Here is a 13,014-nt window from a genome sequence, read left to right on the forward strand (position 1 = left end):
CTAATCTCGATTTTGAATGGTGTTTGATTTGCCAAACCCTTATTCTTTTGCTGCAATCATACACATTCATAAGCAAAACAAATATCCAGATGAAATTACGTACTTTTTTTATGCTTGCTATAGCCACACTGTTTGCTGGTTGTGCGACATACGCAGGATTAAATTACGACCAGTTGTTTGGCGAGCAACAAGTCCGAGAACGTCGTGTAGATACTCTTAGCCGTGAAGGTGAGTTTTTCCTCTCTGAAGTCAAACCGATCATTGATAAACGCTGCGTAGTATGCCACGCATGTTATGACGCGCCTTGTCAGTTAAAAATGTCCTCTGTCGAAGGCATTGAGCGCGGTGGCAGCAAAGAGTTGGTTTATGAAGGGACGCGACTGACCGCTGCGAAACCAACACGTCTGTTTGAAGACGCGCAAACCACTCAGCAATGGCGCGATTTAGGCTTTCATCCAGTGCTGAATGAGCGCATGCAAAACCCGACCGCGAATATGGAAGCAGGTCTTGTAGCGCGCATGCTTATGCAAAAAGAGTCTCACCCGCTACCCAAGCAAGATCAACTGGAAGGGTTTGATTTTGCTATCGACCGTACACAAGTCTGTCCAACGATAGAAGAATACGAACAATACCAGAAAGACTACCCGACTTGGGGGATGCCTTACGGTATGCCAAATTTAGAGTCAGGCGAGTACACCACTCTGATTGATTGGTTGCGTGATGGCTCGATCATGAACGCGCCCCTACCTTTGACTCTTGAACAGCAAGCGCTGGTTGATGAATACGAGCTGGTACTTAACAAGAGCTCACGTAAAGTTCAGCTTGCCGCGCGTTACATCTACGAGCATCTGTTCTTATCGCACTTGTACTTTTCTGACTTAAACGAGCAACAACCTCGCTTCTTCTCGCTGGTGCGTTCTTCTACCCCGCCGGGACAACCTGTTCAGCGTATCGCAACCCGCCGACCATACGATGATCCGGGTGTAGAGCGCGTTTATTACCGCTTCATTCCAGAGCAAGGCACGATTGTCGATAAGACTCACATGCCGTTCGCACTCAACCACCAGCGTTTGTCGAACTGGAAAGAGTGGTTCATTGACGCCGATTACACCGTATCTGAACTACCAGGCTATGAACCCAAAGTGGCAGCGAACCCGATGACGGCGTTTATCTCTATGCCGGTTAAGGCGCGATTTAAGTTCATGCTCGACAACGCACAAAACACAATCAACGCCTTTATAAAAGGTCCTGTGTGCCGTGGTCAACTTGCACTAAACGTCATTAACGACCGTTTCTGGGTGTTCTTTATCGATCCTGACAAAGCAGACATTCCAGAAATCAACGAGTTCTACCGCTCACAAGCAGAAAACCTAAAGTTACCCGCGGAACAAGAAAGCAACACATTGCCGATTACTAACTGGGTTGCGTACGCAGCGCAGCAAGGTCGCTACCTAGAGGCGAAATCTGAGTTCATTAATGGTTGGTTTAAAGAAGGTCGTTACCTGACCACCGACGTAATTTGGACCGGTGACGGAACTAACCCGAATGCCGCACTTACGGTTTTCCGTCATTTTGACAGTGCATCCGTAGTTCAAGGTTTAGTCGGTGAGCAACCAAAAACAGCGTGGATCATGGACTATGCATTGATTGAGCGTATCCACTACCTACTTGTTGCTGGCTTCGATGTTTATGGTAACTTTGGCCACCAGCTCATTACGCGTATGTTTATGGACTTCTTACGTCTCGAAGGGGAAAGTAACTTCATTGCCCTACTTCCACGCGACATTCGCCATAAAGAGCAATCAAGCTGGTACTTGAATCAGAGCACGCAGTTTAGTGACTTCCTACAAGGCAACGTCAAGCCGTTCGACCAGCCAACTCAGGTTCCTTATCAAACAGATAACCCGAAAGCCGAACTGCTAGACATTCTGAAAACCCAACTCGAGCCTGTGCTCAGTCACCGCTATGCGATTGAGCAGACAGGGTTTAGTGCGAAAAACGAAGAATTGCTGCGCTCGGTTGATAAGATCAAAGGCAAAGGGCTGATTCACCTACCTCAAATCATGATGATGATGATCGAATCTGAGTCGGGTGAAGAACAACTGTTCACGCTTTTGCACAACAATGCACACACCAATATTTCGAGTTTGTTTGATGAAGAAAGTAACCGCGATCCAGCCAATGATGATTTGACCTTAGTACGTGGAGTGATCGGTAGCTACCCATCTGCGTACCTATCATTGAAAGAGGCGCAAATCCCTCAATTGGTTGAGATGCTAAAAAATGTTCAAACCGAACAAGACTACGTTAAGTTGTTGGATACTTTCGCAATTCGTCGTAGTTCTGATAAGTTTTGGCCATTCAGCGACCGAGTTCATAACTGGTACAAGCAGTCTCAGCCTATTGAATTTGGATTGCTAGACTATAATCGTTTTGAAAACAGGTAAAACCTTTCAACCGCTTTTGCTCGTGCAGGGAGGTAATCATGGCAATTCAAGACAACATCCGTACACTGGAGCAGCAAATCTATGTGGCGTGCTCAGAAGGTGATTATGACACCGTTAAAATGCTTGAGCATCAGCTAGATAGATTAAGAACCAAAGCAGAGTATCCGTTCGATGAAGAACCGTATGCTCCTGAAGGAAAACTCTTCCCGGAAGACGATTGGTACTAAAGAAAACACCCCACTAGATTGTGGGGTGTTTTTTTATCGGCTTTTGAACGAGTCTTTATCGATACCGTGCTTACGCATTCTCAAATAGAGTTTCTTACGCGGCACTTGAAGATAAGTTGCAGCGTCGGTCACTCGACCTGAATGCAGGAATAACGCGTCTTCAATCACGCCTTTTTCATAATCATCAACCAGTTCATCTAAAGGAAGTTGCAGCTCCGCTTGAGTGTACAGCTTCTCTTTGCCAGTAAGTTTCACAATACCTACCGCGTACAGCTCCGCGACATTACGCAGTTCACGCACGTTGCCTGGCCAGTGATGAGCACGCAGCACCGACAAGTAACTCGACTCTACTTTTGGCACGGTTTTACCCAGTTTCTTACAACTCAATTTCAAAAAATGGTGAAATAAAACGGCGACATCATCTGGGCGCTGACGCAATCCTGGAACTTCAATCACCCCTTGGTTGAGGATGTAATACAGCTCAGGCGTGAGATTAGCTTGAGCGATCAATTGTTCCGGTTCATGGTTGAAAACGGCAATCACGCGGACGGGGTGATTATTGCGCTCTTGTTCGATCAACCATTGTGCTAACAAACGTTGGCATGGTTCACTTAAACGCTCAACGTTATCGAGGATTAACGTACCCACGGCTAAGTTATCCAGTTCAGCCGCGAGCTGTTCTAGTGTCGTATCCGGCTCAGAGCTCAGCAACTCACACTGCGCGGTCTCGCCTTCTTCCGACATATCATGGATAAGATGTGCCACTAGGTGACGACCACTGCCAGACTCACCCCACACCACCACGTGGTTTTTCAACAGCGCAAACTGAGATACGCAATGGCGGATCTGATCGAGTTGCGCGGAACTGCCGACTAGCGCTTTATCTATCGTCGAGACCATCGCACGTTTTTGCTCGACAAATGCAGAACGGATATCTAAGTGCGATTTGACCATCTCAAGCAGCTGCGCTGGATTGATCGGTTTTTCAACAAACTCACACGCGCCCTTTTTCACCGCATCCACTGCCATCGGAATATCGCCGTGGCCGGTAATTACAATCACCGGAATACGCTCATCAATCTGTTTGATCTTTTCCAAAAGCTGCAAGCCATGGATTTGAGGCATGTACATATCAAGCAGCACCACGCCCGGCCAATCGGTCGATAAATGCTGACATGCCTGAGTAGGGTCAGAAATGGCTTTCGCTGTTAAACCCGCAATGTCCATTAAGTGTTTATACGAGTCCAACACGTCTTGGTCATCATCCACCAAGAGCACGGAAAATTTATGATTTTGCATATGGCAATTCCAAAATAACTAAAGCACCTTTTTCCAGACTGGACGCAAGGTAAATATGTCCAGCGTACTTCTCCATTAATGATTGGCTAATGGTCAAACCCAGCCCTAACCCTACCTCTTTCGTTGTTGTGAATGGAGTAAACAACTTTTCTACAATATGAGTATCAAACCCGGTTCCGCTGTCTTCAATCGCCACCACATGGTGCGTATCACTGGAATACAACGCAGAAATAGTAATCTTGCGCTTGCTCGCGTTGAGTTCGCTAATCGCGTCGCAACTGTTCACCAGCAAGTTGATCAGCACTTGTTCAATCGCCAGTTCGTTACCAAACACATCCATGCTGTCGTCAATTTGATTGTCGATTTCAATCATTTTTCGTTTGGCTTTGGTATTCACAATCGTGATGGCTTGCTCAACCACATCCTTCAACATCAACTGACGCGCAGGTTGCTCTGCATCGGGTTTTTTCGCAAAACTGCGCAAACTGCTGATGATTTTGCTCATTCGGTGTGACAAGCTTTCAACTTGGTCAATCGACTTATTCACCGCTGCAACATTGCCACTCTCACATGAAAGTTTAGCGCTATATAGGTAAGTCGACATCGCGTTAAGCGGCTGATTGAGTTCGTGCGCAAGGCTGGTCATGGTTTGCCCAACCACCGCCATTTTCGCTGCTTGAATCAACTCGCCCTGAGTTTTCTTCAAATGCATTTCAGCGCGCTCACGCTCGTTGATCTCTTCACAAAGCATCTCGTTCTTTTCGACTAAATCGCGGGTTTTCTCCGCGACGCGACGCTCTAGTTCTTTCGCAGTCAAAGCTTGCTCAGTGATGTCGGTAATCGTCACGATCACTTTGTTCAACTGACCGTGAGAAAACAGATGGAAGTCGAAATGCAGGTAACATTGAGTCAAACCCACAACACAAAGCGTGATTTCATCACGACCTTCTTTGAACAAAGTGCCACTGCGTTTAAACACCCGAGCAAGAATGCGCTGATTATTACCTTCAAACGATTGCCAAATCAGCTTCTGCTCAACTTCCCCTTGCATCGTCAATAATCGACGCGCACTTAGGTTGGCAGACTCTACGTAACCAGCTAAATCACAGGTCAGCAAGCTTGCTGAAGTATTGTTTATCAGGCTGACTGCGTTGGTTCTCTGCATCTCTTTGACGCTTTCACCGTACTCAATCAGCTTTTCACTTAAGCGGCCGATCTCGTCATCACCATCGACCAATATCGGGTGGCTTAAATCGCCTTTGGTGATCGCATCAATGCTATTACTGATTGCGGTCAAGCGCGCCACGATACGGCGGTTGATAAAGTAGTACGTCAAAAACAGCGACATCAAAATCGAAACGCTGAAACACACAATCAGGATGTGGTTGCCATAAGACACTAACGTCGCGGTCTGCTTCTTCACATCAACAAACGTTTTGTCAGCGCGCTTCACCACTTGAGCTATCTGTTTATGTATTTCACCAAGTTGGGTATCAATCTGTTCCTGTAAGCTGGCAATTCGATGATTCAGTGCGACTTTATCTAACGCCTGAAGATAAAACACGCCTTGTGGCAGTAGTAATACTTCCAGTTCTTGAATCAGTTGCTGATAGGAGATCGATGAGCGCAACGTGAGAATCGGTTGGCTGCTTTTGATCAGCTCATCCAATTTGTATTGGATTACCTTGGTGGCGTTATGTACTTGCGCCAGTTGCTCGGCTTCCATCACATCGCTGGTCATGGAGAACACGTCCGACTCCACATCCAATACGTGCTGAATGGTGCGCAGTTGCTCTAACGCAATCGTACGCTCTTCGCCGTCTTCCCCACGACTAATCAGCCAGTGCAGTTCTTGGCGAATCGGCGTAAGTTCAGAGCGTATATCCTGATGTAGCCAGTTGATTTGCTCTTTGAGTTTGTTGATTTGGCGTGTTTGCTCAACGCGTTGCTGCACCAAATGGCTGTAGTTTGATAGCGTTTGTTCTAGCTCTAGGTACAACTCCGACAATATCGCGGCTTCTTCGTCATCCAGCGGGTTGGTTTGTACATCGGTTAACGCGGCTTTGACGGCGGCAAGCTGTTCTGAGAGCTCTACCACTAGACTGTCGATCTCAACGCGGTTCGTGAGTGTCGGCAGTAACTGCACGCGGTGACGTATTTCACTACTTCGGCTTTCAAGAAGATAGCTGGTGTTATATTTAGGTACGCTGTTTTCAAGCAGTTCGCTAACTTGGCCGTCCAACCGGCTCCAAGTCAACCACGCCACCGCACTCACCACGGTGAGCAGCGCGGTTGTGCCTGTAAACGCTAGGATCAGCTTTGCACCGATGGTACTCCACTTTTTCATTTACCTAGCTCTTTTTGTAATTTGCGGAACTCAATTTCGACTTCTTGCAGGTTGGTATCAAACTCCACACCGAATCGGTAGCTAAACTCCGCCAGCATCGCAACTTCTAACCCTTCGGCGTCCGCGCTGCCTTCAATCGCTTGTGCAACACTAACACCTAACTGCTCGACCTGCTCCTCACTAAATGGAATCGCAAACAGTTTACTGATTAGTGCATCGATTCGTTTTAACTGTTCCGGCTTATCTTGATACTTGACTTTGAAGCGGGACAAGCTCAACCAAACATCTTGTAGCTCCGGTAAACGCTTGGTAATTGCTTCATCAAAGATCAGGTTAACCAACTTCTCACGCTTCATCAGCTTATCTAAGTCCAACGCTGGAACTTGGTCACTGTGCAGAGAGTTATCTGAAATCGAGTGCTTAGCGAAGTTTGACTCCAGCATTTCGCTTTGAATTTTGTCTGACAGTAGCAACTTAATGAACTGATGAGCGATTTCGTTGACACCCGGTTTATTAAGGATCGCGACATAGGTTGGCATTAGTGTGAAGTCATGGTCATAGCCAAAGCCGACATATTGGTATCGCTTCGGCAACACCAACGCGTAGCTATCAATTGTTGGGCCGATACCAAACTGCCCTTTCGCTACGTAGTCACTCACGCCAAAACTGCGCGACGAAATGGTTCCTAAGTTGGCCCCAACGTTTAAGAGAATCGACCAGCCTTGGTCCCAACCGTATCGCGCGAGGATGCTCTCAACCATCATTTGAGTCGTACCAGAGCGGCTCGGGGTGCTCATGGTGATATGACCAAAATACGCTGGTGAAGTTAAATCGATAAATTTCTCAGGCTTCTCAAGACCGTTGGCTTTGAGGTAGTCACTATTCCACACCAGGCCTGCGCCGGAGTAGCCGACACTGACCACTTTATCTTGATTAGGCAGCACAAACGGAGTTAGCCAATCTGGCATCTCTGCACCAAACGATGCGGTAGAAAGCAGTTCGTGCTGATCGAGGTCTTTCATCACAAAAGGAGAAGAACTCAATACAAGGTCGATGTCTTGTATATAGCTTTTATTCAGCAAGTGGCTGGCAGACTGAGTACGGCGGTAAATCAGAGAGGTATCTACTGTTGGGTATTGTGTTTTATATTCTGAAATTAGCTCGGCCAAAGGTTCACCAGAAAAGGTGGTTAGGATTACTAAGCCATCTTTATCCGCCTTTACTGGCGTGGCAATGCTCGCTAAACAGACAGCAAATGCAGCTAACTTTGTCCCGGTGCTCTTAGTATTCAAATCACAAAATCCCTTAAAAATGTGCGTCAATTCAAAATCTCATAATCAGACACAAAATATGTGTCTGTCAGGTTTGTGTCATTGCTGACGCAAATCGTCAATTCGTTAGACATAATTTTATCAATTTCACCCCACTTTGGATGGTGAAACGTGGCAATTTTAACTCATGCTTTTTACTTGTTTGAGTCAGTTTTGTCTCAAAACCCCATTTTTGAAGTTCTCCCGCTCCGTTTGCATGATGCTCCCGACAACTCATTTACCGTCACAATCCACGGAGTGAAACAATTATGTTTAATTTCTTCAAAACGCGTCCGGACTTACCTCTGTCCGACAGCAACAAAGGGGCGATGCAAGCCCGATTCAAAAGCTACCAATGGCAAGTATTCTTAGGTCTTGTTTTTGGTTATGCCGTGTTCTACGTCGTTCGTATGAGCTTAGGTGTTGTTAAAAAACCAATGCTAGATGCTGGCATCGTAAGCCTCGAAGAACTTGGTATCATGGGTTCTGCGTTCTTCTTCACTTACGCAATTGGTAAATTCTCAAACGGCTTCCTTTCTGACTATGCCAACATCGGCCGCTTTATGTCGTTCTCGCTGCTACTTTCGGGTGCAACAGCGATTTTCATGGGTCTTAACACAACAGCGTTCTTCTTCATCCTTCTTTGGGGTCTGAACGGTTGGTTCCAATCTGTTGGTTCTGCGCCTTCTTGTGTATCTCTATTCCAGTGGTTCTCACCAAAACAACGTGGTAGCCGTTACTCTATCTGGGGTGGTTCTCGTAACATCGGTGAAGGTATCACTTGGATCCTAACTGCGACTCTAGTGAGCTACCTAGGTTGGCAAGCAGGTTTCATCGGTGCAGGTATTGCGGCAGTTATCGCAGCACTATGTATGTTCTTCATCCTTAAAGACCGTCCACAAACTTACGGTCTACCAGATGCAGCAACGGCATTTGACGAAGAACCTGAAATCAAGAAAAAGAACGATCCAAAAGAAACGCGCCGTGCGCAAATGTTCATCCTTAAGCAACCTACAGTTTGGCTAATTGCTGCTGCATGTGCTGCGATGTACGTATCTCGCTACGCGATGTCTTCTTGGGCGGTACTTTACCTACAAGAGTCTAAAGGTTACTCACTGATTGACGCTGGTTTTGCAATGTCTACTTACCCAATCGCGGGTCTAGCGGGTGCGATTCTATCAGGCATCATCTCTGACAAAGTGTTTAACGCTAACCGTCACATCCCAACACTGCTTTACGGTATCGCAAACATCGCTGGTATGTGTCTGATGTTCTTCGGTCCAGACAACCGTGTAATTGACGCTGTTGCTCTAGGTCTAATCGGTTTCGCAATTGGTGGTCTAGTTGTATTCCTAGCGGGTCTAACGGCTTGTGACCTAATGCCTAAGAACGCGGTAGGTGCGGTGAAAGGCTTCATCGGTCTGTTCTCTTACATGGCGGCATCTGCTCAGGAAGTTGTTTCAGCATCGCTTATCAAGATCACTGAAGTTGATGGCGTAACTAAGTACGACTTCTCTCAAGCACAGTACTTCTGGCTAGCGGCGGGTGTGGTATCTCTACTTCTTGCTCTAACAGTATGGAACGCGAAGAAAGTCGTTGATATCGACGAACCACAAGCTGAGCTAAAAGAAAGCACTGCTAACTAACGAAATACAAGGGGGCCTCGGCCCCCTTAGGCTGGTGAAAGCCTAGTGTTTGTAGTGACACAGTCACTTGCACGATGGCTCACAAGTGGCAACAACTATAAATAACGGCATAACCAGCCACCCCACTTTTTATTTACTCATTTTAATCGTGTAGTTACAGGTAAGTTATGAATAAAACTAAAATCGTCGCAACTTTAGGCCCGGCGAGCCAAGATGTAGAAACTCTTTCACAAATGATTCTCGCTGGCGTGAATGTCGTCCGCCTGAACTTTTCACACGGTAAACAGGAAGACCATGTTGCAACAGCGCTAAAAGTCCGTTCTATCGCGAAGCAACTCGGCAAACACGTTGGTATTCTCGTTGACCTACAAGGTCCAAAAATTCGTATCTCTGGCTTCGAGTCAGACGTGATCACTCTTAAACAAGATGACATTTTCTACCTAGACGGCACATTAGACCCACAAGCAGGCAATCAAGAATCGGTTGGCCTTGACTACCCAGAGCTGATCAACGACCTAGAAGTTGGCCATATCCTGCTCCTGGATGACGGCCGAATTCAACTTGAAACTCTCGAAGTCGACAAAGCGAACCAACTGGTTAAAACACGTGCGATGAACGGTGGCAAACTATCAAACCGTAAAGGCATCAACCTACTAGGGGGAGGTCTTTCTGCGCCAGCGCTAACAGACAAAGACAAGCAAGACATCGCAACCGCAGCCGTCATTGACGCAGATTTCCTTGCTGTTTCTTTCCCACGTAACGCAGACGATCTTCATTACGCACGCTCCATTGCTCGCCAAGCGGGTTGTAGCGCTCAAATCGTGGCTAAAGTCGAGCGCGCTGAGATCGTGACTGATGAGGCATCGATGGACAAAGTTATCGAAGCGTCTGACGTTATCATGGTTGCACGTGGCGACTTAGGCGTTGAAATCGGTGATGCCCGCCTACCCGTCGTACAAAAAGCGTTGATTTCACGTTCTAAACACCTAGGCAAACCGGTTATCACTGCAACGCAGATGATGGAATCAATGATTGAAAACCCACTGCCAACGCGTGCAGAAGTGATGGACGTAGCCAACGCTATTATCGATGGTACCGACGCAGTCATGTTATCTGCCGAATCCGCAATGGGCGCTTACCCAGTTGAAGCGGTGAAAGCAATGGCGCGTATTGCCGAAGGCGTGGAAGCGGATACGTCTTGCTCCGGCACCTGCTGGGAACAGATCCAGCAGCTATGCAGCGACAGCAGCAAGAGCTTTGCGGTCTCTTCGATGATTTCAGCCACTCGCTCTGAAGATAGCTTAGGCGTAGCGGTATTTACCGAAAGTGGTGAAACACCGCTGTTGATGTCTCGTTGCCACAGTCGCGCGACCATCTGGGCATTAAGCAGCGACGAAAAGCTACTGGCGAAACTGTCTATCTTACGTGGTGTCGAGCCAGTATACGCGCAGCCAGTACCAAACAACTCAGAAGTGACTACTACAGTTTTGCCGCTAATCAACAGCGAGTTGGAAAAACGAAACATTTCTTCGCTACTGATTTCACGTTTTGAATCGGTAGAAGGCGTTGGCGACATTAACATCAGCCGTCTTGTGCAGCTCAAGAAGAAGGAATGTGTCGCCGCTTAGTGTGTTCTCCCAAACGTTAATCACCCTCCCCCACACCCTTGCTCCACAAGGAAACTTTAGGGATTTTGGCCTACCTTCGGGTAGGTCCTTTTTTTACTCTTTTCTCGTTTCAACACTATCCGTTTTAAGTTAAAGTCGACAGCAAGCTAGAATTAGCTCTTTACAAAGGACTTTTAAACGCTATTATTCCAGCGCAAACGATTGCCCCACTATTTGTGTGTCTATTTTGAGGATTTTATGCTGTCCGATATTGAAATTTGTCGCGTGTCGAAATTGCTACCAATTGCCGAGGTTGCTCAACGAGCAGGCTTACTGGATTCTGAGTTCCACAGCCAAGGGCTGCATAAAGCCAAAGTCTCGCTTAAGAGCTTGAAACGATTAGCACCAAAGCCGACTGGCAAACTCGTGCTCGTTACCGCGATTACTCCAACGCCTCTCGGTGAGGGAAAAACCGTTACTACTATCGGATTGGCTCAAGGTCTGGCTAAACTTAACCACTCTGTAATGGCATGTATTCGACAGCCGTCTATGGGTCCGGTATTTGGCGTGAAAGGTGGCGCAGCGGGTGGCGGCTATTCGCAAGTCGCGCCTATGGAAGAGCTAAACCTGCACCTAACTGGCGATATTCACGCCGTCACCGCAGCACACAATCTAGCAGCGGCAGCCATTGATGCGCGTATCTACCACGAGCAGCGTAATGGTTATCAAGATTTCGAACAGCGTAGCGGACTCAAAGCGCTGCGTATCGACAGCAAACGTGTGGTCTGGAAACGTGTAATGGACCACAACGACCGCGCACTTCGTATGGTGACCATCGGTCGAAATGAAGCCGACAAAACCATTAACGGCTTTGAACGTGAAGACGGCTTCGATATCTCAGCAGCATCGGAACTAATGGCTATCTTAGCGCTGGCAACGGACTTAAAAGACCTCAGAGCTAGAATTGGCAAAATTGTCGTCGCTTACGACCTTAATGGCAATCCGGTCACAACCGAAGATCTGCAAGTTGCAGGTGCAATGGCCGTTAGCATGAAAGAAGCCATCGAACCGACGCTAATGCAAACCTTGGAAGGCGTTCCAACCCTTATCCATGCAGGTCCTTTTGCCAATATCGCCCACGGTAATTCTTCAATCATCGCAGATAATATTGCAACCAAACTCAGCGAGTACACAGTAACAGAAGGTGGCTTTGGCTCAGACATGGGGTTTGAAAAGGCGTGTAACATCAAAGCGCAAATGTCAGGCAAAGCACCAGACTGCGCGGTGATTGTCGCGACGTTACGTGGTCTCAAAGCCAACTCTGGGCTTTACGATCTCAAACCAGGTCAACCGATTCCAGAATCCTTATTTGAATGCGACCAAAACGCACTCGAAGCCGGGTTTGAAAACCTCAAATGGCACATCAACAACGTCAACAAATATGGCGTTCCAGCCGTTGTAGCGATTAACCGCTTCCCGCAAGATTCAGAGCAAGAACTATTGGCGCTCAAAGCGATGATCGAAGCCCTACCGCATGACGTTGAAGTGGCGATCAGTGAAGGATTTGCCAAAGGCGGCGAAGGTACCGTCGAACTAGCGCAAAAAGTCGTGCAACAAACTGAGAAGCACGTTGAGTTCACCCCGCTTTATAAATTTGATCAACCGACCGAAGAAAAACTGATGGCAGTTGCAGAGCTCGGTTACGGCGCATCTAGCATCACTTTAAGCGACAAGGCCAAAGCGCAACTAGAAGAGTTTAAAACCCATGGCTACGATAATTTAGCGGTGTGTTTAGCGAAAACGCCGTTATCTATCTCGACCATAGGTTCAGTCAAAGGTGCGCCAAGCCATTTTGATGTACCCGTCCGCGAACTCAAACTCTGTGCGGGCGCAGGTTTTATTTACGCTTTGTGTGGCAACGTGATGACCATGCCGGGCTTACCGGACAAGCCTGCCTTTATGAACCTCGACTTGGACGAGAATGGCGATATCGTTGGCCTAAGTTAACCAATAAGCACTTCAATTCTGATGATAAAGGCTTAGATCGTAATCTAAGCCTTTATTTTTTAAGCTTAAGACACCTACGAACCACGAAATTGCAGCTAAGATCATGTACCATTGAAAGACACTC

The 13,014-nt window shown here is 47.2% G+C and carries 8 protein-coding genes; 5 read left to right on the top strand and 3 right to left on the bottom strand.

Annotated elements, in window-relative coordinates:
* Nucleotides 1-89 precede the first annotated feature (89 nt).
* Together AKJ31_RS04260 and AKJ31_RS04265 are read left to right on the top strand one after the other, a co-directional pair.
* Nucleotides 90-2,447, top strand: a complete 2,358-nt coding sequence (locus AKJ31_RS04260) for a fatty acid cis/trans isomerase (RefSeq protein ID WP_053407833.1) — start codon at nt 90-92, stop codon at nt 2,445-2,447.
* 38 nt (nt 2,448-2,485) lie between these two features.
* Entirely contained in the window at nt 2,486-2,674 is a 189-nt protein-coding gene (locus AKJ31_RS04265) for a hypothetical protein (protein WP_053407834.1), read from the top strand.
* 33 nt (nt 2,675-2,707) lie between these two features.
* Here AKJ31_RS04265 and AKJ31_RS04270 read toward each other — a convergent pair whose 3' ends face one another.
* From AKJ31_RS04270 to AKJ31_RS04280, 3 genes are read right to left on the bottom strand one after another with little or no spacing between them, the layout of a single operon-like run.
* Nucleotides 2,708-3,973, bottom strand: a complete 1,266-nt coding sequence (locus tag AKJ31_RS04270; RefSeq protein WP_053407835.1) for a sigma-54-dependent transcriptional regulator — start codon at nt 3,971-3,973, stop codon at nt 2,708-2,710.
* Nucleotides 3,960-6,320, bottom strand: coding sequence for an ATP-binding protein (locus tag AKJ31_RS04275; RefSeq protein WP_053407836.1), 2,361 nt, complete (start codon nt 6,318-6,320; stop codon nt 3,960-3,962). Before AKJ31_RS04275 ends, AKJ31_RS04270 begins: the two co-directional genes overlap by 14 nt.
* A complete protein-coding gene (locus AKJ31_RS04280; protein WP_053407837.1) occupies nt 6,317-7,612 on the bottom strand; it encodes an ABC transporter substrate-binding protein in 1,296 nt (431 codons plus the stop codon). Before AKJ31_RS04280 ends, AKJ31_RS04275 begins: the two co-directional genes overlap by 4 nt.
* A 287-nt stretch (nt 7,613-7,899) precedes the next feature.
* Between AKJ31_RS04280 and AKJ31_RS04285 the strand changes: the two genes are divergently transcribed.
* The 3 genes from AKJ31_RS04285 to AKJ31_RS04295 all read left to right on the top strand — a co-directional run bounded on the left by AKJ31_RS04285 (nt 7,900) and on the right by AKJ31_RS04295 (nt 12,890).
* Complete coding sequence (locus AKJ31_RS04285; RefSeq protein ID WP_053407838.1) at nt 7,900-9,276, top strand: MFS transporter; 1,377 nt, start codon at nt 7,900-7,902, stop codon at nt 9,274-9,276.
* A gap of 167 nt (nt 9,277-9,443) precedes the next feature.
* On the top strand, nt 9,444-10,904 hold the full coding sequence (pyk, locus tag AKJ31_RS04290; RefSeq protein WP_053407839.1) for a pyruvate kinase: 1,461 nt from the start codon (nt 9,444-9,446) through the stop codon (nt 10,902-10,904).
* Nucleotides 10,905-11,141: 237 nt separating this feature from the next.
* On the top strand, nt 11,142-12,890 hold the full coding sequence (locus AKJ31_RS04295) for a formate--tetrahydrofolate ligase (protein ID WP_053407840.1): 1,749 nt from the start codon (nt 11,142-11,144) through the stop codon (nt 12,888-12,890).
* Nucleotides 12,891-13,014: the final 124 nt, after the last annotated feature.

It is taken from the genome of Vibrio hepatarius (assembly GCF_001274785.1).
Taxonomy (GTDB): domain Bacteria; phylum Pseudomonadota; class Gammaproteobacteria; order Enterobacterales; family Vibrionaceae; genus Vibrio; species Vibrio hepatarius.